Here is a 25,866-nt window from a genome sequence, read left to right on the forward strand (position 1 = left end):
GCGAGTGCCACCGGCGCCCGCGGCCCCGGCGGCCGTTCCCGGCCGCTGGCCGGGCGGCTGCGCGGGCGCCGGCACGGCGGCGGCCTGCTGCTCCGGCGTCAGCTGCCGGTCGCCCTGCGGGCCCTGGGCGGACTCGGCGCCCTGGGCGCCGTCCGGGCCGTCGACGGTCCGCGCGGTCTCCGGTCTGGATGCCTCGGCGGCCGGACGCGGCGCGAGGGAGGGCGACAGCGCCATCCCTCCGGTGGTCCGGAACAGCTCGTCGGCACCCGGGAGACTCACTCGGCGGGGCGGCACCGGTCGAGCACCTCCCTGGCGAGCTGGCGGTAGGCGGCGGCACCGACCGAGTTGGTCGCGTACGTCGTGATCGGCTCGCCGGCGACGGTGGTCTCCGGGAAGCGCACGGTCCGCCCGATGACGGTGTGGAAGACGTGCTCGCCGAACGCCTCGACGACCCGCGCCAGCACCTCGCGGCTGTGCACGGTGCGCGAGTCGTACATGGTCGCGAGGATGCCGTCCAGGCGCAGCTCGGGGTTGAGCCGCTCGCACACCTTCTCGATGGTCTCGGTCAGCAGCGCGACACCGCGCAGCGCGAAGAACTCGCACTCCAGCGGCACGATCACACTGTGAGCGGCCGTCAGCGCGTTGACCGTCAGCAGGCCCAGCGAGGGCTGGCAGTCGATGATGACGTAGTCGTAGTCGGGCAGCAGCGGCTTCAGGGCGCGCGCCAGCGCGGACTCCCGGGCGACCTCGCTGACCAGCTGCACCTCGGCGGCGGAGAGGTCGATGTTGGACGGCAGCAGGTCCATGCCCGGCACGGCCGTCTTCAGCAGCACCTCGTCGGCCGTCAGGCCCCGCTCCATGAGCAGGTTGTAGACGGTGACGTCGAGTTCCATCGGGTTGACGCCGAGGCCGACCGAGAGCGCGCCCTGCGGGTCGAAGTCGACGAGCAGGACCCGGCGGCCGTACTCGGCGAGCGCCGCGCCCAGGTTGATGGTCGACGTGGTCTTGCCGACGCCGCCCTTCTGGTTGCACATGGCGATGATCTGGGCGGGGCCGTGTTCGGCGACCGGCGCGGGGATCGGGAAGTACGGGAGCGGGCGGCCGGTCGGGCCGACCCGCTCGCGGCGCTGGCGCGCGGCGTCGGGGGCAAGCGTGGCGGCGTACTCCGGATCCGGTTCGTATTCGGCGTCGGGGTCGTCGTAGGCGCCGTAGGCGAACTCGCCGTAGGCCAGGCCGTAGGCCGCCAAGTCGGCGTCGTGATCGGTCACCGTGGTCACCTGCGCTGTGTTCTGGCGTGCTTCGAAGGTGCGGAGTGCGACCGAGCCGACCTCGGCCGAACCCACGGAGGGCTGCCGGGCCCCGGGCTCCACACTCGGCTGGCCGGCGATGTGCTCCGCCAGTCCTGGCTGACCACCCCCGGGAGCAATTGTCGACTCATTCACAAGTCGTCTTACCTCCTTGGGCATCCAGGACTCTATGTCGATTCGTCAGCGTGGCAGCATGCCGACGGTTTGCGACTCTAGGCCGTTCAAGGCGTTCGCAGCAACACAATCCACGGTAGTGGGCAGGATGTGTCGACTATCAGGCGGGCTGCTGTCAAGGGATGAGTAGGCCACTGACCCCAACGTTTCCGCGGGCGGGTGACACGACCGACGGAAATTGACGACAGAGCGACCTACCCGGTCCATGCGCTGTTCACGGGCACGGCGAAGCCCCCGACCCGAAGTGATCGGGTCGGGGGCGAACGACCGCCGGGCGGTCAGGGTGTTCAGGCGAGCACGCTCTCCAGGGAGACCGACTCCAGGCCGAAGGCCTCGGCCACGGCCGGGAAGGTGATCTGGCCCTCGTGCACGTTCAGGCCCTTGGCGAGCGCCGGGTCGCGGCGCAGCGCGTCCTTCCACCCGCGGTTGGCCAGCTCCAGGACGTACGGGAGCGTGGCGTTGGTCAGCGCGTAGGTGGAGGTGTTCGGGACGGCGCCCGGCATGTTGGCGACGCAGTAGAAGACCGAGTTGTGGACCTGGAAGGTCGGGTCGTCGTGCGTGGTCGCGTGCGAGTCCTCGAAGCAGCCGCCCTGGTCGATGGCGATGTCGACGAGCACGGAGCCCGGCTTCATGCGGGAGACCAGCTCGTTGGTGACGAGCTTCGGGGCCTTGGCGCCCGGGATCAGCACGGCGCCGATGACCAGGTCGGCCTCGAGGACGGCCTTCTCCAGCTCGAAGGAGTTGGACATGATGGCCTTGATCTTCGTGCCGAAGATGCGGTCGGCCTCGCGCAGCTTGTTGATGTCGCGGTCGAGCAGGGTCACGTCGTAGCCCATGCCGATGGCGATGGTGGCCGCGTGCCAGCCGGAGACGCCACCGCCGATGACGACGGCCTTGGCCGGGTGGGTGCCGGGCACGCCGCCGGGCAGCACGCCGCGGCCGCCGGCCGGGCGCATCAGGTGGTACGAGCCGACCTGCGGGGCCAGACGGCCCGCGACCTCGGACATCGGGGCGAGCAGCGGCAGCGCGCCGTTGGCCTGCTGCACCGTCTCGTACGCGATGGCGGTGGTGCCCGAGGCGATCAGCGCGTCGGTGCCGGCCCGGTCGGCCGCCAGGTGCAGGTACGTGAAGACGGTCTGCCCCTTGCGCAGCCGGTGGTACTCGGAGGCGATGGGCTCCTTGACCTTCAGCAGCAGGTCGGCGGTGGCCCACACCTCGTCGGCGGTGGGGAGGATGGTGGCGCCGGCGGCCACGTACTCCTCGTTGGGGATCGAGGAGCCGAGACCGGCGTTGTCCTCGATGTAGACCTCGTGTCCGTTGCGGACCAGCTCATGCACGCCGGCGGGCGTGATGGCCACGCGGTACTCGTGGTTCTTGACCTCGCGGGGGATGCCGACCTTCACGGGTGAACACGTCCTCTTGCCATGGGGGTCCCGACCGGAGAAGACCGGTGGGCGACGCGCACGTGGGGAAGCCTCCGGGCAGCCCGGGGCAAGGATCGCTGCGCGACTAGGTCCGAGTGTAATGAAGCCCAGTCGGCGTGTCAGCCTTCCAAAGTGAATAAATTTCCCGCGCGCATTGGCAGGTTCGTAGGCTTCCCCTGCGACTTACCTACCAAAGAGGTACCAACCGGGCATCTTCGACAATACCTCCGAAAGGCCTGTCACCACCCGGCGTCGACGCGTTCCCGCAGGTCCGCGAGGGCCGCTCCGACGGCCGCCCGGGCCCGTTCGTCGCCGAGTCGGCGCAGCACCGCGAGCGCCGCCCGGTACTCGCGGTCCGCCTCGTCGAAGCGGCGCTGGGCGGTGTGCGCCTCGGCCACCCGGGCCAGCAGCCGGGCCTCGGCCGCGTGGTCCCCGAGCGACTGCCGCAGGCCCAGCGCCCGCCCGTACCAGTCGGCGGCGCGCACCGCGTCGCCGAGCGCCCGGTGGCAGCCCGCCGCGCCCTCCAGGGCCCGGGCGCAGAGCGGTTCGTCGTCGGCCTTCCGGGCGTGCTCCAGAGCGGCCCGGTAGTGCCCGGCGGCCTGCTCCCAGCGGCCCGCCGAGGCCTGGAGGTCGCCCAGGTTGAGCAGCGCGGCCGAGGCCCGGCGGGGCCGTCCGTTGCGCTCGGCGACGGTCAGCACCAGCTCGTGCAGCCGGTACAGGTCGGCGGGGGCGGCGGCGCCGGTCAGCGGCAGCGCCCGCAGCAGTGCGGTGACCAGCCGCCCGGCCGAACCGTCCAGATCGCCCTGGCCGATCGCGTCGGCCACCGCACCGAGCAGCAGCTCCCGCTCGCCGAGCAGCCACTCGCGGGCGTGCGCGGCAGAACGCAGCCGCAGCGCGGCCGGCAGCGGGTCGGGGGCGGGGGCGCCGGCCGGGTCGAGCAGCGCACGGGCCGCCTCGGTCAGCCTGACCAGCCGCTCCAGCAGCCGCGCCCGGGCGAGCTCGGTCTCGGCGGGCCGGTCCTCCTGCTCGCGCAGCCGGACCAGCCGGGGGTAGAGCCGCCCGGGCACCCGGTAGCGCGGGGTGCCGTCGGCGGCCGGCGCCTCCTCGCCGAGCAGCTCCCGCTCGGCGAGCGCGGCCAGCGTGGCGGCCGCGTCCGGGACGGGGCAGCCGACCAGGGCGGAGGCGGTCCGCGGGTCGGCGGTCTGTGCCGGGGCCAGGGTGAGGGTGCGCAGCATCCGCGCCTGGGCGGCCGGCAGCCCTCGGTACAGCAGGGTGAACGCGCCGAGCAGCGGGTCGTTGTCGGGGACGGGCACCGGCTCGGCCGGCTCCGGGCCGGGCTTCACCCAGGCCGCCGGATCGCCCGCCGACCCGGTGACCGCGGCGGACGCGTCCTCCTCCCCGTTCTTCCGGGGTGCGCCCTGGGCTGCGCCCTTGGGACCGCCCTGGGCCCCGTTCGCCGGCCCGCTCCGGGCCCCACCCTTCGACGCCGAGCCCTTAGCCGCCGCGTTCCTCTGGGCCCCGGCGGACCCGGCCGGCCCGACCGGCCCGACAGACTTCGCCGACCCCGCAGGCCCCGCAGGCCCCTCCGCCTTCTCCGTCCCGTTCCCCTTCCCCGCCACGCCCACGGGTCCCGCCGCGCCGTTGCCCCCCGCCCCGGGCACCGTCTCCTCCCCCACGACCCGGTTGAGCTCGCGCGCCGCGTCGGTGACCGCGGTCTTCGGGTCCGCGCGCAGCCACCCCGCCATCAGCCGCAGCGCCGCCGGGCGGGCCGCGCAGGCCTCCGCCAGGTCCGCCCCGCCGACCGGGTCGCAGGAGATCCTGGTCCCGCCGACCAGGTCGGCCAGCAGTTCGCCGGAGGCCTGCCGGTCCAGCCCGCCGAGGATCACCGGGTCGATGTCCTCGATCCCGGTGAGCGGCCCGGCCGTGGTGGCGAGCACCAGGCAGCCGGGCTCGTCGGCGAGCAGCGGCCACACCTGCCCGGCGTCCCGCACGTCGTCCAGCACCAGCAGCACCCGCAGCCCCGTCAGTGCCTCGCGCAGCGCGGCGCAGCCGGGCTCGTCCCGTCCGTCCTCGACCGTGCCGGGCAGTGGTACGGCCGACTCGGGGTCGAGTTGCTCCAGCAGCAGCCGGGCGGCCCGGGCGGGCGGCACCCGGCCGCCGTCCGGGGCGGACAGCCGCGCGAACAGCACGCCGTCCGGGTAGTCGGCGGCGACGGTGCGGGCGAAGCGCGCGGCCAGCGCGGTGCGGCCGGAGCCGGGGCGCCCGGCCAGCACCAGGACGGGGCAGCGCCCGCTCGCCGGGCGGGCGGCGGCGGCCCGCAGCGCGGCGAGTTCGGCGCGCCGTCCGACGAACATCGTGGGCCCGGCCGGGAGCCGGTCCAGGCCCGGGACGGCCCCGACGGGCGCGTCGGGGCCGGGGTCCATCGTCGCGGTCTTCCTCGCCACCCGTGCCACTCCCGACGTGATCCCGCGCTCGGCATCCGGCGCTCGGCACCGGACTGCGTGTCCGGTGCTCAGCGGGGGCGGCCCGGGACGGGCGCCCTGTCTGCGAAGCGTAGTTCGACCGTCCGGCTCAGCAGAGGTGACATCCGGTCGTACGAACCGGCAAATCACCCGGGCGAATCAACCGGGAGGTTCGTTCACGCCTCGAAGGGCCTGGCCGGCCAGGGCGAGTCCGCCGGGCGCAGCGCGTCCAGCCCGTCCGGGCAGGTGAGCGCGGCGTGCACGGCGAGGGTGCCGGTGACCAGGGTCGGGTTGTGCAGCCGCCCGGCCTGGATCAGCCCGATCAGCTCGGGCACCGGCACCCAGGCGACCTCGATCTCCTGCTCCTCGCCCTCGGCGGCGTAGCGCTCGCCCTCGGCTGCGGACAGGTCGGTGGCCAGGAACATCCGCAGCGCCTCGTCGGTGCCGCCCGGTGAGGTGTAGTAGTCGGCGAGGACCCGCCAGGTGCCGGCCTTGCAGTGGGCCTCCTCGTACAGCTCGCGCTGCGCGGCGTGCCACGGGTTCTCGCCCGGGACGTCGAGCAGGCCGGCCGGCAGCTCCCACAGCCGCTGGCGCACGGGGTGGCGGTACTGCCGCAGGACGAGCACCCGCTGCTCGTCGTCCAGGGCGAGTACCGAGACCGAGCCGGGGTGGGTCTGGTAGTCGCGGCGGGCCCAGCTGCCGTCGGGCATCCGGACCTCCTCGCTGCGCACACCGGTGACCTTGCCCTGGAACGGTGTCCCGCTCGCCCGGACCTCCCACTCCTCGGCCGTGTCGGCGATCCCCTGGCCGCTCTGCTCGTCCATCGCTCTCCCCTTTTCGTCAGTACGACACAATCTAACGCCGAACGGCGGCCCCGCGGGAATCGCGGGGCCGCCGTCCGGTGAACGACCGAGGCCGAGGAGGAGACGACTACTCGGAGGCAGCGGTCTTGATCTCGATGGCGGCCTTGACCAGGCCCGCGAACAGCGGGTGCGGGCGGGTCGGGCGGGACTTCAGCTCCGGGTGGGCCTGGGTGGCCACCAGGTAGGGGTGGACCTCGCGCGGGTACTCGACGTACTCGACCAGGTCGCCCTTGGGCGAGAGGCCGGAGAACTCCAGGCCGGTCTTCTCCAGGTCCGCGCGGTAGGCGTTGTTGACCTCGTAGCGGTGGCGGTGGCGCTCCTCGACGTACTGCTCGCCGCCGTAGACCTCACGGACGATCGAGCCCTCGGCGAGCTTGGCCGGGTACAGGCCCAGGCGCATGGTGCCGCCCAGGTCGCCCTTGCCGTCGACGATGGCCAGCTGCTCGGCCATGGTGGAGACGACCGGGTGCTTGGCGGCGGCGTCGAACTCGGTGGAGTTGGCCTCGGGCAGGCCGGCCAGGTTGCGGGCGGCCTCGATGACCACGCACTGCAGGCCCAGGCACAGGCCGAGCAGCGGCACCTTGTTCTCGCGGGCGAAGGTGATGGCGCCGACCTTGCCGTTGACGCCGCGGTCGCCGAAGCCGCCGGGGATGCAGATCGCGTCCACGTCGCCGAGCTGCTCGCGGGCGCCCTCGGGCGTCTCGCAGTCGTCGGAGGTGACCCACTTGATCTCGACCCGGGCGTTGTTGGCGAAGCCGCCGGCGCGCAGCGCCTCGGTCACCGACAGGTAGGCGTCCGGGAGGTCGATGTACTTGCCGACCAGGGCGACCTTGACGATGTGCTGCGGCTCGTGGACGCGGCGCAGCAGGTCGTCCCAGGTGGTCCAGTCCACGTCGCGGAACGGCAGGTCCAGGCGGCGCACCACGTAGGCGTCCAGGCCCTCGCCGTGCAGCACCTTGGGGATGTCGTAGATGGACTTGGCGTCGATGGCCGCGACCACGGCCTCCTCGTCCACGTCGCACATCAGCGAGATCTTGCGCTTGATCGCCTGCGGGACCTCGCGGTCGGCGCGCAGCACGATGGCGTCCGGCTGGATGCCGATGTTGCGCAGCGCGGCGACGGAGTGCTGGGTGGGCTTGGTCTTCAGCTCGCCCGAGGGGCCGATGTACGGCAGCAGGGAGACGTGCACGAAGAACACGTTGTCCCGGCCGACCTCGTGGCGGACCTGGCGGACGGCCTCCAGGAACGGCAGCGACTCGATGTCGCCGACGGTGCCGCCGACCTCGGTGATGACGACGTCGACGTCCTCGGTCGCCATCCGGCGGATCCGGGACTTGATCTCGTTGGTGATGTGCGGGATGACCTGGACGGTGTCGCCCAGGTACTCGCCGCGGCGCTCCTTGGCGATGACGGTCGAGTACACCTGGCCGGTGGTGACGTTCGCCGAGCCGTGCAGATTGGTGTCGAGGAACCGCTCGTAGTGGCCGATGTCCAGGTCGGTCTCGGCGCCGTCGTCGGTGACGAACACCTCACCGTGCTGGAACGGGTTCATGGTGCCCGGGTCGACGTTGAGGTACGGGTCGAGCTTCTGCATCGTGACGCGAAGGCCGCGGGCCTTGAGCAACGCTCCGAGGCTGGAGGCGGTGAGCCCCTTGCCAAGGGAGGAGGCGACACCCCCGGTGACGAAGAGGTGCTTGGTCGTCACGGCTCGGCCGTTCGCTGCCTTGCCGGAATGGGGCTGTGCCAAGAGGGGGCTCCCGTGGGTCGCGTGTCGAAGGAGACGTGGGCGGGAGGCTCGGGGTTCGCCGGGCGGCAGAGGCGGGTGCGGTGCACCGCGCTTCGAAGGGTCGCCGGTTCGGCTGGTCCGGGGCGTTTGATCCCGCCGGTCCACGGGATACCAGGGTAACAGTGACCCGGCCGGGACGCCGTTCGGGCCGCGCGCGACGCTCCGGGAGCGTGCGCCGGGCGCACCACCGGCGCATCATCCGCCGCACGAGTCACACCGGTCGCACCACCCGCCGGACCGGGCCAGCCCGCGGTTTCCGTCCGGGCCATACCGGCTCCTCCGGAGAGACCACCCGGAGGTGATCCTTCCGGACCATCCTGCGCCGCGCCCCCGCGATGCACGGCATTTCCGCCGAATTGCGGCGCCACTCCGGGCTGCGCCCGCGTGCTTCGCCCCTTTCGTCCGTCGTAAGCTGCTCGGACGCATCGCCGACAGCACGAGCACGCGGAGGGCGTGGGAGGTCAGGACACTCCCGGTCCCCGATGCGCGACCGGACCTCCCCGTATTCCAGCTCCTCCCCACCCACTCCAGGGGCTCGACCGAGCCCCGCGCGGACACTCCAGCAAGGCCTGCCACCACCCCCCGGCAGACCGGACGTCCCGGGGTGGACCTCCGGCCCCGCAGACCGCTCGCTCCCCGTCTCGCCGATGCCCTGACCACATTGCGAACTGGAGATCCACGTGGCCGGCCGTATCGAGGACTACGCACTCATCGGGGACATGCAGACCGCTGCCCTGGTCAGCAGGGACGGGGCGGTGGACTGGCTCTGCCTTCCCCGCTTCGACTCGCCGGCCGTGTTCGCCGGCCTGCTCGGCACCGATGAACACGGCTTCTGGCGGATCGGCCCCGCCGAAGTCGTCCCGACCGAGGTCCCCGCCCCCGCCGCCGGCCCGGCCCCCACCGGCGCGGGCCGGGTCCGCCTCGCCGACACCGCCGACCTGCGGGTGCCCCCGCCGACCGCGGCCGCGCCCGCCGTGCCCGCCGACCGCCGCCGCTACCGGGGCGACTCACTGATCCTGGAGCAGGAGTGGGACACCCAGGGCGGCACCGTCCGGGTGATCGACTTCATGCCGCCGCGCCCCCTGGCCGGCAAGGACGCCGTCCCCCAGGTGATCCGGATCGTCGAGGGCGTGGCCGGCACCGTCCGGATGCGCTCGGCGGTGCGGATGCGCTTCTCGTACGGGCGCATCGTGCCGTGGGTGCACCGCGTCGAGCAGCCCGACGGCGGCCACCGCACCGTCGCCGTCGCCGGGCCCGACTCGGTCTGGCTGGACGGCGAGGCCGAGACCTACGGCCGCGACCTCACCACCTACGCCGACTTCACCGTCACCGCCGGCGAGCGGATCGCCTTCGCCCTCACCTGGCAGGCCTCCCACCTGGACCCGCCCCGCAGCCCCGACGCCGAGGTGATGCTCGACGCCACCGCCGACTTCTGGCACGAGTGGGCCGACCAGTGCACCTACCAGGGCCCCTACCGCGAGGCCGTGGTCCGCTCCCTGATCACCCTCAAGGGCCTCACCTACGCCCCCACCGGCGGCATCGTCGCCGCCCCCACCACCTCGCTGCCCGAGGACATCGGCGGCGAGCGCAACTGGGACTACCGCTACACCTGGCTGCGCGACGCCGCGATCACGCTCTCCTCGCTGCTGCGCACCGGCTACCGCGACGAGGCGAAGGCCTGGCGCGAGTGGCTGCTGCGGGCCGTCGCCGGCGACCCGGAGAACCTCCAGATCATGTACGGCATCGCGGGCGAGCGCGAGCTCACCGAGTCCTCGCTCGACTGGCTGCCCGGCTACGAGGGCTCGCAGCCCGTCCGGGTCGGCAACGGCGCCGCCGGACAGCTCCAACTCGACGTCTACGGCGAGGTGGTGGAGGCCCTGCACCTGGCCCACATGACCGGCCTGGTCCGCAACGACCACGCCCACCACCTCCAGCTGCGCCTGATCGAGTACCTGGAGGAGCACTGGCAGGAGCCGGACGAGGGCATCTGGGAGGTCCGCGGCCCGCGCCGGCACTTCGTCCACTCCAAGGTGATGGCCTGGGTCGCCGTCGACCGCACCATCAAGCTGCTGGAGCAGACCCCCGAGGACGCCCCTTCCGACGCCCCCGCCGACGGCCACCTGGAGCGCTGGCGCGAGCTGCGCGACACCATCCACCGGGACGTCTGCGAGAAGGGCTACGACCCGGAGCGCAACACCTTCACCCAGTACTACGGCGGCAAGGAGCTCGACGCCTCGCTGCTGCTCATCCCCCAGGTCGGCTTCCTGCCGCCGGACGACAAGCGGGTGATCGGCACCATCGAGGCGATCCAGCGCGAACTGTCCACCGAGGACGGCTTCGTGCTGCGCTACCCCACCCACGACGAATCCGGCAACAACGTGGACGGCCTGTCCGGCCACGAGGGCGCGTTCCTCGCCTGCTCGTTCTGGCTGGCCGACGACCTCGCCATGATCGGCCGGGTGCAGGAGGCCCGCGAACTGTTCGACCGGCTGCTCGCGCTGCGCAACGACCTCGGCCTGCTGGCCGAGGAGTGGGACCCGCGCCTCAAGCGCCAGGTCGGCAACTTCCCGCAGGCCTTCAGCCACGTCCCGCTGATCGACACCGCCCTGCGGCTGACCGCCTGCGGCGCCGCCTACCTGTCCGCCCAGCCGGACGGCCAGGCCGCCGACCGGGTCGAGCAGGCGACCGTCTAGGCCGGACAGGACCCAGGCCCTGGTGCAGCGCTCTAGGAGCGCTGCACCAACTCGTCGTAGGTGCTGAGCACCTGCGCGACGGTGGCGGCCTCGTCCGGCCAGGTCTCGGCCTGCTGCCGGCCGGCCGCCACCAGCCGCTCGTGGCGGACCGGGTCGGACAGCACCGCGCGCACCGCGCCGCCGAGCGCCGCCGGGTCCCCGGAGGGCACCAGGACGGCGGCGTCGCCGACGAGTTCGGGGATCCCGCCGACGGCGGTGGCGACCACCGGCACGCCCGCCCGCATCGCCTCCTGCACCACCAGCGAGCGGGCCTCCCAGCGGCTGGGGACCACCACCACGTCGGCGGCGGCCAGCAGGTCGGGCACGTCGGTGCGGTAGCCGAGCAGCCGCACCGGCAGCTTCTCGGCGCCCGCCCGCTCGCGCAGCGCACCCGCCTCCGGGCCGTCCCCGGCGAGCAGCACCAGCGGCTCCGGGTCCAGCGCGGACAGCTCCCGGGTGGCGTCCAGCAGCAGCCCGAAGGCCTTCTGCGGGACGAGCCGGCCGACCGCCAGCACCAGCGGGCGGTCCGGTCCGGCGCCGAGCAGCGCGGCCCGGGCCTCGGCCCGGCCGAGCCGGCCCTCGGGCATCGGCGGGGCGGCCACCGGGCCCAGCCGGGCGTCGGTGGCGCCCAGTTCACGGGCCCGGGCGACCAGGTCGGAGGAGGCGCCGAGGACCAGGTCCGCGGCACGCGCGACCCGGCGCTCCATCAGCCGCTGGAGCCGGCGCTCCATGCCGGTGGCCAGCAGCGCGTGGTGCGAGGTGACCACCAGCGGGGTCTCCGGGCGCAGGCCCGGGAAGCGGCCGGCGGTGCGCAGCGCGAGGTCGGAGAGCAGCCCGGCGCGCAGACCGTGGGCGTGCACCACGTCGGCGCCGGTGAAGGCCCGGCGCAGCTCGCCGATCGCGGCGGCGTCGCTGCGGGCGCCCGCGGTGGGGGTGATGTCGACGGTGTGGAACCTGGCGCCGGTGCGGGAGAAGCCGAAGAGCGCGTCCGTGCCGGCCGGCGCGCAGACCGTGACGGTCACCCCGTGCGCGACCAGGCCCTGGGCCAGGGAGCGCACGTGCGCACCGATGCCGCCGGTGCTGGCGGCCAGGACGAGTACCACGTGCAGCTGCCCCGGTTCCGGGGCGGCCGTGGTGGTCCGGGCGGCGGAATGGTCCACGTCGTCTCGCATCCGACTCGATCAGGTTCGCGCGCCGCTTCGCGAGGATTGCCCGCCGGGCGGCGCTCGGGGCTGGGAAGCCAGTGTCCAGCCGCCACCATGCCAGGTCGGCGGCCCTCTTGGACAGTCGGCGCCACGGGGCGCGTCGCCGACGATCCGCGGGGGCCGCCCGCGCCTCCGGTCAGCGGTGGCGCGGGGCCCTGGCGGCGGCCAGCAGCTCCTCGGCGTGGGCCCGGCCCAGCTCCGAGTCCTCCAGGCCGGCCAGCATCCGGGAGAGTTCGCGCACCCGCTCCTCGTCGTTCAGCGTCTTGACGCCACTGCGGGTCACGGTGCCGTCGTTGGTCTTCTCCACCACCAGGTGCCGGTCCGCGAACGCGGCGACCTGCGGGAGGTGGGTGACCACCACGACCTGGGCGGACTCGGCCAGCTTGGCCAGCCGGCGGCCGATCTCGACCGCGGCCTTGCCGCCGACGCCCGCGTCCACCTCGTCGAACAGGTAGGTGGGGACGGGGTCGGCGCCCGCGAAGACAACTTCGACGGCGAGCATCACCCGGGACAGCTCACCGCCGGAGGCGCCCTTGGCGATCGGGCGGGGCTGGGCGCCCGGGTGCGGGGCGAGCAGCACCTCGACCTCGTCCACGCCGTGCGGGCCGTACGCGACGGTGCGGCCGCCGACGTCGATGCCGGCCAGGTCGTCGACCAGGCTGATCGCGAAGGTCACCCGCGCGTGCGGCATGGCCAGTTCGGCGAGCTCGGCGGAGACGGCCTCGGCGAAGCGCCCCGCCGCGGCCTGCCGGGCGTCCGACACCTCGGCCGCGAGTTCGGCCAGTTCGGCCCGCAGCTCGGTCTCCCGGGCGCCCAGCCGGTCGATCCGGTCGTCGTCGCCGTCGAGTTCGGAGAGCCGTGCGGACCCGGCCTCGGCCCAGGCGATCACCTCGGCGAGGGAGTTCTCCGTGCCGCCGTACTTGCGCAGCAGCTGCGCCAGGACGGACCGGCGGTCCTCGACGGCGGCCAGCCGCACCGGGTCGGCGTCCAGGTCGGCCGCGTAGCCGGCCAGGTCGCCGGCCACGTCGGCGAGCAGGTAGCCGACCTCGCCCAGCCGCTCGGCGAGGGCGGCCAGGCGCTCGTCGTGGTGGCGCACGGCGTCCACGGCGCGGCGGGACTGGGCGAGCAGGGTGCCGGCGTCCAGCGCCTCCGGGTCGGCCGGGTCGCCGGCCAGTGCGGCGTGGGCCAGGGTCGCGGCCGAGGACAGCGCGTCGGCGTGCCCGAGCCGTTCGGCCTCCGCGGCGAGCTCGGCGTCCTCGCCGGCCACCGGTTCGGCGGCGGCGATCTCGTCCAGGCCGAAGCGCAGCAGGTCGGCTTCCTGGGCGCGCTCGCGGGCCCGGGTGGTCAGCTCCTCCAGGGTCGCCGAGACCTCGCGCAGGGTGCGGTAGGTCTCCCGGTAGCGGGCCAGCGGCTCGGCCACCGCCTCACCCGCGTACCGGTCCAGCGCGCCGCGCTGGCGGGCCGGGCGCAGCAGGCGCTGCTGGTCGGTCTGGCCGTGCACGGCGACCAGGTCCTCGCCGAGCTCGGCGAGCAGTCCGACCGGTACGGCCCGCCCGCCGACGAACGCCCGGGAGCGGCCCTCGGCGGAGACGGTCCGGCTGATCAGCAGGGCGCCGTCGTCCAGTTCGGCCCCGGCCTCGACGGCCCGGGCCGCCACCGGGGAGCCGGGGGGCAGCTCCAGCCGCCCCTCGACGACGGCGCGGCCGGCGCCGTTGCGCACCAGGCCGGGGTCGGCGCGCCCGCCCAGGAGCAGGCCCAGGCTGGTGACGACCATGGTCTTGCCGGCCCCGGTCTCGCCCGTCACGGCGGTGAAGCCGGGGGCGAGTTCGACCACCGCGTCGTCGATGACCCCAAGATCCCGTATCCGCATCTCGTCCAACACGGAGTCGACCTTACGAGGTTCCGACCCCGGCGCGCGACGAGCGGCAACGGCGCGCGGCAACTCGGCGCCCCGAAGTTCATCCGTTCCGGGAGTTTCACACGGGTATCGACGGCTTCACCCGGGACCGGCGAGCCTCATACGGAGGCCGGACGGCTCCGCCCGGGGGCCGTCGCGGTGCACCAGGGCAGGAAGACCTGCACCAGCGGCCCGATGGCCAGCGCGTACGCGACCGTGCCGACCCCGGCGGTGCCGCCGAGCAGCAGGCCGACCGCCAGAACGGCGAGTTCGATTCCCGTTCGGATCAGCCTCAGCGAGCGGCCGGTGCGCCGGTGCAGTCCGGTCATCAGACCGTCGCGCGGGCCGGGGCCGAGGCGGGCGCCGATGTAGAGGCCGCTCGCCACGCCGTTGAGCACGATCGCGGCGGCCGTCAGGGCGATCCGGGCGGGCAGCGCGTCGGGGCCGCCGACGACCCGCAGGGTGAGGTCCATGGCCGCGCCGATCACCAGCACGTTGGCGACGGTGCCCAGGCCCGGGCGCTGGCGCAGCGGTATCCACAGCAGCAGCACCAGGGCGCCGCAGATCGTCACCCAGGCGCCGACCGAGAGGCCGACGCTCCGCTGCAGGCCCTGGTGCAGGACGTCCCAGGGGTCCAGGCCGAGGCCGGCGCGGAGCATCAGCGCCATGCTCACCCCGTACAGGGCGAGGCCGACGAAGAGCTGCGGGATCCGGCGGCCGAGGCCGTGGGTGTCGCCGAGGACGCGGACCGCGAGGGTGCTCCCCCCGGCTGCCGGGGCTGACTCGGTCGTGGCGGGTGTGTTCGGTACGGGCGTGGTCGTGGTGGCCAAGGGATGCTCCTGCGGTGGTGCTGCACGTCCGGGTGGCCCGGCGGTGGCGGCCGGCAAGGCCGCTCTGCCATGATGGCCGGGCCAATGCAGCCCCATCCAGGGCCAATCCCTAGCAAGTGGACTGATTGCCATGGCCGACTGGCACACCACCGTCACCCCGCCCGCACTGGCCCGGCTGCTCGCCACCGCCCGGCTCCCCGGACCGGGCACCGCCCGCCGGCCCGCCTACCGCACCCTGGCCGGGCAGATCCGGCTGCTGGTCACCGAGGGCCGGCTGCCGGTCGGCGCCCGGCTGCCCGCCGAACGCGAACTCGCCACCGCGCTGGAGCTGAGCCGCACCACCGTCGCCACCGCCTACGAGACGCTGCGCGGTGACGGCTACCTGCACAGCCGCCGCGGCGCGGGCAGCTGGACCGCCCTGCCGGAGGGCGCCCCGCCGCCCGGCGACGCCCTGCACCCCGTCCCGCCGGACGAGCAGGGCAGCACCCTGGACCTCGGCGTCGCCGCCCCGCCCGCCCCCCAGCCCTGGTTCGGCCGGGCCGCCGCCCGGGCCGTCGAACAGCTCCCCTACTACGCCTCCGGGCACGGCCACTACCCCACCGGCGTACCGGTGCTGCGCGAGGCCGTAGCCCGCCGCTACACCGAGCGCGGGCTGCCCACCACGCCCGACCAGATCCTGATCACCACCGGCGCGATGGGCGGCCTGCACCTGGTCCAGCGAGCACTGGTCGGCCGCGGCGACCGGGTCGCCGTGGAGGCGCCCAGCTACGCGCACACCTTGCAGGCCCTGCGGATCTCCGGCGCCCGCCTCGTCCCGGTGCCGTACACCTACCGCCCCGGGCCGAAGGACGCGCCGTCGCCCCCGCGGCCGGTCTGGGACCGCGACGAGTGGCAGCGGGTGCTGCGCGGCGCCGCGCCCAAGCTCGCCTACGTGATCCCCGACTTCCACAACCCGACCGGCGCGCTGATCGACGAGGAGCAGCGCCGCGAGCTGCTGGCCGCCGCGCGGGCCTCCGGAAGCATCGTGCTCACCGACGAGACCACCGCCGAACTCGGCTGGGGCGTCCCGGAGTCCGTGCCGCTGCCACGCCCGATGGCGGCGCTGGACCGCGCCGCCCAGGTGGTCACCGTCGGCTCGGCGGGCAAGCTGCTCTGGGGCGGGCTGCGGATCGGCTGGGTCCGGGCCGCCCCCGCCCTGGTGCGCCGGCTGGCCGGCGACCGGGTCTACAGCGACGTCGGCACCCCGGTGCTGGACCAGCTGATCGCCGCCGAACTGCTGGGCGAACCGCTGCCCGCCGTACGGGCCCACCAGCTCGGCCGGCTGCGGGCCACCGCGCACGCCTTCGCCGCCGCACTGCCCGCGCACCTGCCCGACTGGAGCTTCCCGATGCCGGCCGGCGGGCTCTCGCTCTGGGTCTCCACGGCCGGCCTGTCCGGCGCGGCACTGGCCCGGGCCGGGGAGCGCGACGGGGTGCGGATCGCCTCGGGCAACCGCTTCGGCTCGGACGGCGCGTTCGAGCACCACATCCGGCTACCGCTCACCGTGCCCGCCGCGACCGTCCCGGCCGCCGTCGAACGCGTCGCCACGGTGGCCGCCCACGCGGCGGCCGGCGGCCGGCTCGGCCCGGCCGACGAGGCCCAGCCGCTGGCGGTCTGACGGACCGTCAGCGGCCGGACCCGGCGCCAGGGCCGCTACTGGTGGTCCGCCCGGCCGCGCCAACCCGTCACCGGCAGCGCGAACTTGGCCACCAGCCGGTCGGTGAACGGCGCCCGGTGCAGTCTGGCCAGCCGCACCGGGGTCCGCCCGCGCCGGACCTCCACCCGCGCCCCGGCGGGCAGTTCCACCGAGCGCCGCCCGTCGCACCAGAGCACGCCGTGCGGGGTCTTGGGCTGCACCTCGACGGCCAGCACCGACTCGGGCGAGGTCACCAGCGGGCGGGCGAACAGCGCGTGCGCCGAGATCGGCACCATCAGCAGCGCCTCCACCTCCGGCCACACCACCGGCCCGCCGCCGGAGAACGCGTACGCGGTGGACCCGGTCGGCGTCGCACAGACCACGCCGTCACAGCCGAAGTTGGAGACCGGGCGGCCGTCCACCTCGGTCACCACCTCCAGCATCCGCTCCCGGGACGCCTTCTCGATCGAGGCCTCGTTCAGTGCCCAGTCCTCGTGCACCACATCGCCGTTGGTGCGGACGATGACGTCGATCGTCATCCGCTCCTCGACCTCGTAGTCGGCGTCGACCACCCGCTCGACCACCACGGCCAGGTCGTCCCGCTCGGCCTCGGCGAGGAAGCCGACCCGGCCCAGGTTGACCCCGAGCATCGGCAGCCCGTGCGAGCGCGCCAGCTCCGCCCCGCGCAGCAGCGTCCCGTCCCCGCCGGCCACCAGGATCAGCTCGCAGCCGTCCGCGGCCCCCGGCCCCTCGGCGACCTTCTCGACGCCGTCCGGCAGGTCCAGGTCGACCGCCTCGGCCTCCAGCAGTCTGATCCGGAGCCCCGCCTTCAGCAGTCCGAGCACCAGGCTCTCGACGCTGCGCAGCGCCGCCTCCCGGCCGGTGTGCGCGATCAGGAAGACCGTACGTTCTTCGTCGCTCATGCCGCTGCCCTCTCCCTAACGCCTGCCGGGTCGCCTTCGCCCCCGGTGCGACCGCCATACGGCATGACGGCCCGGACGTCCGCAGAGCACCCTACCGGGGCCCCTCCGCCACGGCCCGGTCCGCGTCCGCGGGGTCCAGCCGCGGGGCGTCCCGGCGCAGCCAGAGGAAGTACTCCACGTTGCCGGACGGCCCCGGCAGGGGGCTCGCGGTGACGGCGCGCACGCCCAGCCCGAGCTCCCACGCCTGCCCGGCCACCTGGCGCACCATCTCGGCGCGCAGCTCCGGGCTGCGCACCACCCCGCCGCTGCCCAGGCGCTCCTTGCCGATCTCGAACTGCGGCTTGACCATCAGCACCAGGTCGGCGTCCTCGGCCGCGCAGGAGGCGAGGGCCGGGAGCACCAGGCCCAGCGAGATGAACGACAGGTCGCCCACCACCAGGTCCACCCTGGTGCCGCCGATCAGCTCCGGGGTCAGCTCGCGCACATTGGTGCGGTCCATCACGGTGACCCGGTCGTCGCTCTGCAGCGACCAGGCGAGCTGCCCGTACCCGACGTCCACCGCCAGCACCCCGGCCGCCCCGGCGCGCAGCAGCACGTCGGTGAACCCGCCGGTGGACGCGCCCGCGTCCAGGGCCCGGCGGCCCTCGACCACCAGGCCCTGCGGCACGAAGGCCGCGAACGCGCCGGCGAGCTTGTGCCCGCCGCGCGAGACGTAGTCCGGGTCGTTGTCGTCCTTGGCCACCACGACGGCGGCCGAGGTCTCCACCTGGGTGGCCGGCTTGGTCGCGGTGGTGCCCCCGACGGTCACCCGGCCGGCCGCGATCAGCTCGGACGCGTGCTCGCGCGACCGGGCCAGCTTGCGGCGGACCAGCTCCGCGTCGAGTCGGCGTCGTGCCACTGCCACTGGTGCTTCAGCTCCTACGGGTCCTGCGGATCATTCCTGGTCGAGCGCGGCCAGCGTGTCGGCGAGCCGCTGGTGAACATCTTCGTACACCGCGACGTGTGCTTCGGCAGGGACCCCGTCCAGGGCCTCCAGCCGGGCCAGCCCGGCGTCCACCACGGGGTGGCCGGTGGGCAGCAGTTCGACCCCGAGCGGTTCGGCTCGGAGCGGTTCGGCCCGGGGGTCCGGCGCGGTCGGGCCGGCCGCACCGGCGGGCTCACTCGTCTCGGGCATCGGGCTTCTTCGTGCTGGTGGTCTTGCGGACGGTGGTCTTCTTGGTCGCAGTGCGCTTCGCGGGCGCCTTGGGCTGCGCGGCGGCCGGCTCGGCGCCCCGCTTGGCGGTGGCGGTCTTCTTGACGGTCGTCGTCTTCTTGGCGGCGGCCTTCTTCGCACCGGTGCTCTTCGCCGTAGCGGCCTTCCCCGACGCGGCCTTCTTCGCGGCGGGCTTCACGACCGGGGCGACCGGGGCGACCGAGGCCGGGGCAACCGGGGCCGGGGCGACCGGCGGATCGACCTCGACCGGCTCGTCCACCTCGACCCGTTCGGCGACTATCGGCTCCCCCACCGACCGGACCGCCGACCGCTCCTCCTCGTACTCCCAGCCGCGCCCGAACAGGTCGCCCGCCCTGGGCGCCGGCACCGGCTCCTCGGCCTCGTACGGCTCCTCGCCGGACTCCGCCGCCGGGGCCTCCTCCTCGACCTCGCGCAGCTTGGACTCCAGGTACGCCAGCACCACGCCGACCTTGGTGACCTGGTCGCCGACCTTCTCGAAGACCTTCTCCGCCTCGTTGCGCGCCACTCCGACCGCTAGGTCCACCCCGGCCCGCCCGGCGGTGACCGCCTCCTCCGCCAGCGTCTGCAGGGTCTTCGCCGACGGCGGGAACTGCCCGCCCAGCCGGCGCTCGACCTCGGCGACGTCGACCCCGGCCCGCTCCAGGACCGCCGCCGCCGTCACGACGACCCGCTTACCGACCTCCTCGACCACCACGGCGGCGGTCTCCACCACTCCCCGAACCGTCCTCGGCAGCATCCGGGTGCCTCCCAATCGCCTACGCGCGTCGCTCCGTCGCCCTCAGTACCGGGGCCGTATCCGGGCACCCCGATGACGACGCTACCGCCAAAACCCTCCTGAGGTACCGTGGCCCGCGTCCGCAGCACAGCGACCGGGGGGAGGGAGCCGCCACCCATGGCGAACGCCGAGGAGTGCCGGGAGGCACTGGAACAGCTCAGCCGGAACATGGCGAAGTCCACCGGCGACGTCCGCAAGGCCTCGTCCCTCGACCGCTCGCTCAGCTGCCGGATCACCGACCTCGACCTGACCTTCACCGGGCAGCTGCGCGACGGCCGGATCCAGGACGTGGTCGCCGCGCCCGGCCCGCCCGCCGGCAAGTCCGAGATCCGGCTCGCCATGAGCAGCGACGACCTGGTCGCCCTGGTCGACGGCAGACTGGCCTTCGCCTCCGCCTGGGCGAGCGGCCGGGTCCGGCTGGAGGCGGGCATCCGCGACCTGCTGCGGCTGCGCTCCCTGCTCTGAACCCGGCCCCGGCCCGCCCCGCGGCCCGGCTGTCGCGAAAGCAGTCGTGAAGGCTGTCGCGACGGTCGTCGCCGCAGTCGTCGCGACGGTCATTGCGACCGCCCTCAGAACCCCAGCTCGGCCAGTGCCTTCCGCCCGTCCACCGGCCCGCCGTCCGCGTCCAGCGCCGTCCACGCCGCCGCGCACAGCGCCCGCAGGCCGTCCCAGCGGTCCCCGGCCCCGGTCAGCCCCAGCACGCCGCCCCGGACGTCGGCGACCCAGCCGCCGCACGTGAAGCCACCGGTCCCGGCCGTCACCGCCGGGTGCGGGACCAGCAGTCCGCGAAGGTCCGCCGCCAGGTAGGTCGGCCGGTGCTCGACCGGTGCCGCCAGCAGCAGTTCGGGGGTGGTCACCCCGGTGAAGACCAGCAGGCTGTCCACCCCGCCGTTGAACGCGCCCTCGATGTCGGTGTCCAGCCGGTCCCCGACCACCAGCGGCCGCTTCGCGCCGGTGCGCAGCACCGTCTCCCGGTGCATCGGCGGCAGCGGCTTGCCCGCCACCTCCGGCTCCACCCCGGTGGCCGCCCGCACCGCCGCGACCAGCGTGCCGTTTCCCGGCGCGATACCGCGCGCCCTCGGCACCGTCAGGTCCAGGTTGGACGCCACCCACGGCAGCCCGCTCTGCACCGCGTACGAGGCCTCCGCGAGCTCCGCCCACCCCACCGAGGGGTCGAAGCCCTGGACCACCGCGGCCGGGCCGTCGGCCAGCGAGCGGACGGCGACCAGCCCCAGGTCGGCCAGCGCCTCCTCCAGCCCGAGACCGCCCACGACCAGCACCTTCGCCCCGGCCGGGACCTTCTCGGCGACCACCCGGGCGGCCGCCTGGGCCGAGTTGATCACGTCCGTCGGCTCGGCGGGCACGCCCAGCTCGGTCAGGTGCTCGGCCACCACGCGCGGCGGGCGGGAGGCGTTGTTGGTCACGTACGCGAGCCGCATCCCGGCCGTCCGGGCGGCGTCCAGCGCGTCCACCGCGTGCTCGATCGCCTGCGCGCCCGCGTAGACCACGCCGTCCAGGTCCAGCAGCGCCGTGTCGTACGCCCCGGTCAGCGGCTGTCCGCTGCCGCCGGGGGCGGTCCGTCGCGCGGGGGTGGCGGGGGTGGCCGTCTCGGTCATGGCTGCGCTACCTCATTCTCACTGCGTCGTTGCGTCGTCACGTCGGTCACGCCGGTCGCCCCGCTGCCGCACCGCACGGTGCGTCACCGGCCACCGGTCGGGTGTCCGGCCGGTCGGGTGTCCGGCCGGTCAGGCGGAGCCGTCGGCGCCGTCCGGCTCCCCGCCGACCGCTTCCGCGGTACCGGACGGGGGCGCCAGGTACCCGGGGGCCCCGGGCAGCAGCGGGCCGTACGCCCCGGCACGGGCCGCCAGCGTCGCCCGGCTCTGCCGCAGGGCCGACCGGTAGTGGTCGGTCTCCGGCCGCATCGCCACGGCCAGCGCCAGGTGCTCGACGGAGGTCTCGAAGTCGCCCAGCCGGGCCGCCGCCACACCCCACCCGAACTGAGCGTAGTCGTCCGACGGATCGGCCAGCGCCACGGCCCGGAAGTTCTCCAGCGCCGCCGCGTACGATCCCGCGTCGAACTGGGCCCGGGCCAGCGCCTCCCGGATGCTGCGCGAGTGCGGCTCGGCCGCCGCCGCCCGTACCAGCAGCTGCTCGGCGGCCGCCGGGTGCCCCTGTGCCAGCAGCTGCGCACCCCGCCGGAACCAGTCGTACACGTCCCCGGCGGGCTCCCCTGAGCGGCTCTGCGGCGGGATCCCGCCGCCCGGCGCGCCCTCGGCCGGAGCACCCCGGCCGGTGGCACCGGCCGATCCGCCCGACTCGGCCGGGCCGCCGCCGTCCACCCGTTCCTGCCCGTCGTCCATGCCGTACCTCGCCCTCGGTCCCTCACCCGCACCACAGGTCGGCACGGGTATTCGGATCTCTCAACAACGCGTACCCGGTTACGATGCCCAGAATGAGCACACCCAGTGCAGAAGACGGAGTCGAGACTCCCGAGGGCGGCCCCGGCGATCCCGGGCACGTCGCCACCGCCGGCCTGTCCCTGTCCCCCTTCCGCGGCCTGCGCTACGTCCCCGACCGGGTCGGCGCCCTGGCCGCGGTGATGTCCCCGCCGTACGACGTCGTCGACCCGGGCCGCCGGCTCGACCTGGAGACCGCCGACCCGCACAACGTGGTCCGGCTGATCCTGCCCCGGCCCGAGCCCGAGGACGCGGGTGACCGCCCCGACCGGGACACCCGGTACCGGCACGCCGCCCGTCTGCTGGCCGCCTGGCAGCGCGAGGGGATCCTCGCCGCCGACCCGGATCCCGCGATCTACGTGTACGAGCAGCGGGTGCCCGCCACCGCCGACTCCCCCGAGCTGCTCCAGCGCGGCCTGATCGGCGCCCTCGCGGTGAGCGGCCGCGAGAGCGGCGTCGTGCTCCCGCACGAGGACGTGATGCCCCGACCGGTCGCCGACCGGGTCGGCCTGATGCGCACCACCCGGGCCAACCTCGAACCGCTGCTGCTCACCTACCGGGGCAAGGGCGGCGCCTCCGGCGTGATCGAGCGGACGGTCGAGGCCGAGCCGCTGCTCTCCACCGCCACCAGCGACGGCACCCACCACCGCCTGTGGGCCGTCACCGACCCGGGCGACCTCGCCGAGATCGGCCGCGACCTGGCCACCTGCCGGGCGCTGATCGCCGACGGCCACCACCGCTGGGAGATGTACCTGCGGCTGCAGCGCGAGCACCGCCACCTGCCGCGCAGCCCGTGGGACCGCGGGATAGTGCTCCTGGTGGACACCGCCCGCTACCCGCTGCGGGTCCGCGCCATCCACCGCGTGCTCTACCGGCTGCCGGTGGCCGAGGCGCTGGAGCGGCTCGGCGACCAGTGGAAGGTCAAGGAGGTCCCCGGCCCGCTGCCCACCGCGCTCCAGGCCCTCGCCGAGCAGAAGCGGCACGGCGGCAACGGCTTCGTCCTGACCGGCGGAGACGGCGTCTACTGGCTGCTCGGCGAGCCGGACGAGGCCCTGCTGGACGCCACGGTGCCGCACGACCGGCCGGAGGAGTGGCGCCGCCTGGACGCCACCGTCCTGCACGCCACCCTGCTCGACCACACCTGGCACGTCCCCGACGGCCCGGACGACATCGGCTACCTGCACACCGCCGTGGCCGCCGAGCGTGAGGCCGCCCGTACCGGCGGCACCGCCGTCCTGCTGCACCCGGTCCGCGAGAGCGTGGTGCGGCGCCTGGCCGAACAGGGCGTCACCATGCCGCGCAAGTCGACCTCCTTCGGGCCGAAGCCGGCCACCGGGCTGGTCCTGCGCAACCTCGCGCTGGGCTGACAGCAGCCGGCCCGGCCGGGACCGCACCGTCAGCCGCCACCGCGCGGCCGGCCCGAACGCCGTGAGGCCCTGCCGTTCCCGGTTGATCCGGGGGAACGGCAGGGCCTCACGGCGTTGCGGTCGCTCAGCTCTTGGCGTCGGCGTCCTTGGCCTCGGCGGCCTCGGCGGCCTGGGCCTTGGCGGACGCGGCCTCGGCGTCCTGGGCACGCTCGGGAACCACGCCGTCGAAGTCCTCGTCGATCTCGAGGTCGTCCTCGTCGTAGAACTCCTCGACGCTCTCCTCGTCCTCGAAGATCACGCGGTCGTCGGCGACGTCGCCGGAACGCTTCTTCGCCGGCGCGTCGGCCTGCTCGGCGTCGTCCTCGACGAGCTCCGGGTCGAGCGCGTCGGTGAACTCCACGCCGTCGATCTCGGCGAGCCGCTCCGAGGCGTTGGTGCTGCCGTCGGTGTCCGCCTCGGCCGCCTTCGCGAACCAGTCACGGGCCTCGTCGCCACGGCCGGCCGCGATCAGCGCCTCGGCGTAGGCGTAGCGCAGACGCGCGGTCCACGCGTGCACGGCGCTGGAGGCCAGCTCCGGGCTCTGCAGGGTGACCACGGCGGCCTCGAACTGCTCCATGTCGCTGCGGGCACCCGCCGCGACCAGGCGCATCTCGACCTGGCCGGCCTTGTCCAGCTGCTTCACCTCGGGCTCACCGGCCATCGCCAGCGCCCGCTCCGGACGGCCCAGACCGCGCTCGCAGTCGGCCATCACCGGCCACAGGTCCGCCCGGCCGGTCATCCGACGGGCGGCGCGGAACTCGGTCAGCGCCTCGGAGTAACGCTGCGTCATGTACGAGGCGAAACCGGCCGCCTCACGGACGGCGGGGACGCGGGAGGCCAGACGGAGCGCGACGCGCGAGTACTGGTAGGCCTCCTCCGGCTCGCCGTCGAGCAGACGGGCCACCATCACCAGGTTGCGGGCGACATCGTCCGCGAGCGTCTTGGGAAGGCTCTTGAGCTCCTGGCGCACGTCGCCGTCCAGCTCGAAGCCGGTGACGTCCTCCGGGATCGGCAGACGCTTGACGGGCTCGTAGTTGCCCCGGCGGTCGTCGTAGTCCCGACCGCCCCGGTCGTCACGGCGGTCGTCGCCGCCGCGCCCGAAGCCGCCGCCCTGGCGGTCGTCACGGCGGAAGCCGCCACGGTCGCCACCGCGGTCATCGCGACGGAAGCCGCCACGGTCACCGCCGCGGTCGCCACCGCGGTCACGGTTGAAGCCGCCACCGGAGGGGCGGTCGTCACGGCGGAAGCCGCCGCGGTCGCCGCCACGGTCGTCGCGGTTGAAACCGCCACCCTGCGGGCGATCGTCACGACGCGGACGGTCGTCACGGTCGCGGTTGAAACCGCTCGGACGGTCATCGCGGCGGAAGCCACCACCGGACGGACGGTCGTCACGGCGGAAGCCGCCACGGTCGCCGCCACGGTCGTCGCGGTTGAAACCGCCACCCTGCGGGCGATCGTCACGACGCGGACGGTCATCACGGTCACGGTTGAAACCGCCACCGGACGGGCGGTCATCGCGACGGAAGCCGCCACGGTCGCCGCCACGGTCATCGCGGTCACGGTTGAAGCCACCACCGGAGGGGCGGTCGTCGCGGCGGAAGCCACCGCCCTGCGGACGGTCGTCACGGCGGAAGCCGCCACGGTCGTCACGGTCGCGGTTGAAACCGCCACCCTGCGGACGGTCGCCGCCACGGAAACCGCCACGGTCGCCACCGCGGTCATCGCGGTCACGGTTGAAACCGCCACCGGAGGGGCGGTCGTCGCGGCGGAAGCCACCGCCCTGCGGACGGTCGTCACGGCGGAAGCCGCCGCGGTCGCCGCCACGGTCGTCGCGGTTGAAGCCGCCACCCTGCGGGCGGTCGTCACGACGCGGACGGTCGTCACGGTCACGGTTGAAACCGCTCGGACGGTCGTCACGACGGAAACCGCCGCCACCCGACGGGCGGTCGTCACGGCGGAAGCCGCCGCCCTGCGGACGGTCGCCGCCACGGAAACCGCCACGGTCGTCACGGTCACGGTTGAAACCGCCACCGGAGGGGCGGTCGTCACGGCGGAAGCCACCGCCCTGCGGACGGTCGTCACGACGGAAGCCGCCACGGTCGCCACCGCGGTCGTCGCGGTCACGGTTGAAACCGCCACCGGAGGGACGGTCGCCACCACGGAAGCCGCCACCGGAGGGGCGGTCATCGCGGCGGAAGCCACCACCCGACGGACGGTCGTCACGACGGAAGCCACCGCGGTCGCCGCCACGGTCATCGCGGTTGAAGCCGCCACCCTGCGGACGGTCGCCACCACGCGGACGGTCGTCGCGGTCATCGCGACGGTACCCACCCGGGCGGTCGTCACGGCGGTTGCCGCCGCCGGCGGGACGGTCGTCGCGGCGGGCGCCGCCACGGTCGTTCGACCAGCCCCCGCGGGACCGGGGCTCGTAGCCTCGGCCGTCGTCCGATCGACGCTCGGGACGGTCCTGGGGCTCGTTCGACATCGTGGTGACTCCTTCTGCTGCTTCAGCTTCACCGCGGGCCGTGCGAGCATCTCCGCTGCCGTCACGCGGTTTCGGCGCCGGCCTCCTGGCCCGCGCACCTTCTCCATTGTCCGGCATGCCGGGATCCTCCGCGTCTGGGCGGAAGTCCCGGTCTGTCGGACTTCTTCACGTTCGCAAAACACAAAAAGGCCGCGGCCCCAGCGAATCGCTGGGGCCGCGGCCCGGCACATAT

The 25,866-nt window shown here is 74.5% G+C and carries 19 protein-coding genes and 1 pseudogene; 4 read left to right on the forward strand and 16 right to left on the reverse strand.

Annotated elements, in window-relative coordinates; all coding sequences use genetic code 11:
- The 6 genes and pseudogenes from ACFQ6N_RS36745 to ACFQ6N_RS36770 all read right to left on the reverse strand — a co-directional run.
- Nucleotides 1–279: pseudogene (locus ACFQ6N_RS36745) on the reverse strand (hypothetical protein); the annotation flags it as partial.
- The gene (locus tag ACFQ6N_RS36750) at nt 276–1,343 is read right to left on the reverse strand and encodes a ParA family protein (RefSeq protein WP_030245868.1); all 1,068 of its coding nucleotides are present in this window, start codon (nt 1,341–1,343) and stop codon (nt 276–278) included. The pseudogene ACFQ6N_RS36745 and the gene ACFQ6N_RS36750, both read right to left, overlap by 4 nt.
- A 425-nt stretch (nt 1,344–1,768) precedes the next feature.
- The gene (gene ald, locus ACFQ6N_RS36755) at nt 1,769–2,884 is read right to left on the reverse strand and encodes an alanine dehydrogenase (protein WP_380658446.1); all 1,116 of its coding nucleotides are present in this window, start codon (nt 2,882–2,884) and stop codon (nt 1,769–1,771) included.
- A 260-nt stretch (nt 2,885–3,144) separates the two neighbouring features.
- Nucleotides 3,145–5,349: a tetratricopeptide repeat protein gene (locus tag ACFQ6N_RS36760; protein WP_380658447.1), complete on the reverse strand. Its 2,205-nt coding sequence runs from the start codon at nt 5,347–5,349 to the stop codon at nt 3,145–3,147.
- Nucleotides 5,350–5,543: 194 nt separating this feature from the next.
- Nucleotides 5,544–6,191 (reverse strand): NUDIX domain-containing protein, encoded by a 648-nt coding sequence (locus ACFQ6N_RS36765; RefSeq protein ID WP_380658448.1) that lies wholly within the window; start codon nt 6,189–6,191, stop codon nt 5,544–5,546.
- Nucleotides 6,192–6,297: 106 nt separating this feature from the next.
- On the reverse strand, nt 6,298–7,935 hold the full coding sequence (locus tag ACFQ6N_RS36770; RefSeq protein WP_380658449.1) for a CTP synthase: 1,638 nt from the start codon (nt 7,933–7,935) through the stop codon (nt 6,298–6,300).
- A gap of 761 nt (nt 7,936–8,696) precedes the next feature.
- Between ACFQ6N_RS36770 and ACFQ6N_RS36775 the strand changes: the two genes are divergently transcribed.
- A complete protein-coding gene (locus tag ACFQ6N_RS36775; protein WP_380658450.1) occupies nt 8,697–10,709 on the forward strand; it encodes a glycoside hydrolase family 15 protein in 2,013 nt (670 codons plus the stop codon).
- Nucleotides 10,710–10,741: 32 nt separating this feature from the next.
- Here ACFQ6N_RS36775 and ACFQ6N_RS36780 read toward each other — a convergent pair whose 3' ends face one another.
- From ACFQ6N_RS36780 to ACFQ6N_RS36790, 3 genes are all read right to left on the reverse strand, one after another.
- Entirely contained in the window at nt 10,742–11,920 is a 1,179-nt protein-coding gene (locus ACFQ6N_RS36780; protein ID WP_380658451.1) for a glycosyltransferase family 4 protein, read from the reverse strand.
- 169 nt (nt 11,921–12,089) lie between these two features.
- On the reverse strand, nt 12,090–13,823 hold the full coding sequence (gene recN, locus ACFQ6N_RS36785) for a DNA repair protein RecN (RefSeq protein WP_380658462.1): 1,734 nt from the start codon (nt 13,821–13,823) through the stop codon (nt 12,090–12,092).
- A gap of 146 nt (nt 13,824–13,969) precedes the next feature.
- Complete coding sequence (locus ACFQ6N_RS36790; RefSeq protein WP_380658452.1) at nt 13,970–14,680, reverse strand: YitT family protein; 711 nt, start codon at nt 14,678–14,680, stop codon at nt 13,970–13,972.
- Between the two features lie 130 nt (nt 14,681–14,810).
- Here ACFQ6N_RS36790 and ACFQ6N_RS36795 point away from each other — a divergent pair, with 130 nt between their 5' ends.
- Nucleotides 14,811–16,337 (forward strand): PLP-dependent aminotransferase family protein, encoded by a 1,527-nt coding sequence (locus ACFQ6N_RS36795; RefSeq protein WP_380658454.1) that lies wholly within the window; start codon nt 14,811–14,813, stop codon nt 16,335–16,337.
- Between the two features lie 35 nt (nt 16,338–16,372).
- Here the strand turns inward: ACFQ6N_RS36795 and ACFQ6N_RS36800 are convergent, their stop codons facing one another.
- From ACFQ6N_RS36800 to ACFQ6N_RS36815, 4 genes are all read right to left on the reverse strand, one after another.
- Nucleotides 16,373–17,278 (reverse strand): NAD kinase, encoded by a 906-nt coding sequence (locus ACFQ6N_RS36800; RefSeq protein WP_380658455.1) that lies wholly within the window; start codon nt 17,276–17,278, stop codon nt 16,373–16,375.
- Nucleotides 17,279–17,369: 91 nt separating this feature from the next.
- A complete protein-coding gene (locus ACFQ6N_RS36805) occupies nt 17,370–18,176 on the reverse strand; it encodes a TlyA family RNA methyltransferase (protein ID WP_380658463.1) in 807 nt (268 codons plus the stop codon).
- A 36-nt stretch (nt 18,177–18,212) separates the two neighbouring features.
- Nucleotides 18,213–18,452, reverse strand: coding sequence for a hypothetical protein (locus tag ACFQ6N_RS36810; protein WP_380658456.1), 240 nt, complete (start codon nt 18,450–18,452; stop codon nt 18,213–18,215).
- The gene (locus ACFQ6N_RS36815) at nt 18,436–19,224 is read right to left on the reverse strand and encodes a hypothetical protein (protein ID WP_380658457.1); all 789 of its coding nucleotides are present in this window, start codon (nt 19,222–19,224) and stop codon (nt 18,436–18,438) included. Before ACFQ6N_RS36815 ends, ACFQ6N_RS36810 begins: the two co-directional genes overlap by 17 nt.
- Nucleotides 19,225–19,404: 180 nt before the next feature.
- On the opposite strand from ACFQ6N_RS36815, the gene ACFQ6N_RS36820 reads away from it, so the two are divergent.
- Nucleotides 19,405–19,752, forward strand: coding sequence for an SCP2 sterol-binding domain-containing protein (locus ACFQ6N_RS36820; protein ID WP_380658458.1), 348 nt, complete (start codon nt 19,405–19,407; stop codon nt 19,750–19,752).
- Nucleotides 19,753–19,856: 104 nt separating this feature from the next.
- Here the strand turns inward: ACFQ6N_RS36820 and ACFQ6N_RS36825 are convergent, their stop codons facing one another.
- Complete coding sequence (locus tag ACFQ6N_RS36825; RefSeq protein WP_380658459.1) at nt 19,857–20,903, reverse strand: HAD-IIA family hydrolase; 1,047 nt, start codon at nt 20,901–20,903, stop codon at nt 19,857–19,859.
- A gap of 129 nt (nt 20,904–21,032) precedes the next feature.
- The gene (locus ACFQ6N_RS36830) at nt 21,033–21,647 is read right to left on the reverse strand and encodes a tetratricopeptide repeat protein (RefSeq protein WP_380658460.1); all 615 of its coding nucleotides are present in this window, start codon (nt 21,645–21,647) and stop codon (nt 21,033–21,035) included.
- Nucleotides 21,648–21,739: 92 nt separating this feature from the next.
- Between ACFQ6N_RS36830 and ACFQ6N_RS36835 the strand changes: the two genes are divergently transcribed.
- A complete protein-coding gene (locus ACFQ6N_RS36835; RefSeq protein ID WP_380658461.1) occupies nt 21,740–23,110 on the forward strand; it encodes a DUF1015 family protein in 1,371 nt (456 codons plus the stop codon).
- A gap of 124 nt (nt 23,111–23,234) precedes the next feature.
- On the opposite strand, the gene ACFQ6N_RS36840 is transcribed toward ACFQ6N_RS36835, so the two are convergent.
- The gene (locus ACFQ6N_RS36840; protein ID WP_380658464.1) at nt 23,235–24,164 is read right to left on the reverse strand and encodes a hypothetical protein; all 930 of its coding nucleotides are present in this window, start codon (nt 24,162–24,164) and stop codon (nt 23,235–23,237) included.
- Nucleotides 24,165–25,866: the final 1,702 nt, after the last annotated feature.

This window comes from Kitasatospora sp. NPDC056446 (assembly GCF_042796115.1).
Taxonomy (GTDB): Bacteria; Actinomycetota; Actinomycetes; order Streptomycetales; family Streptomycetaceae; genus Kitasatospora.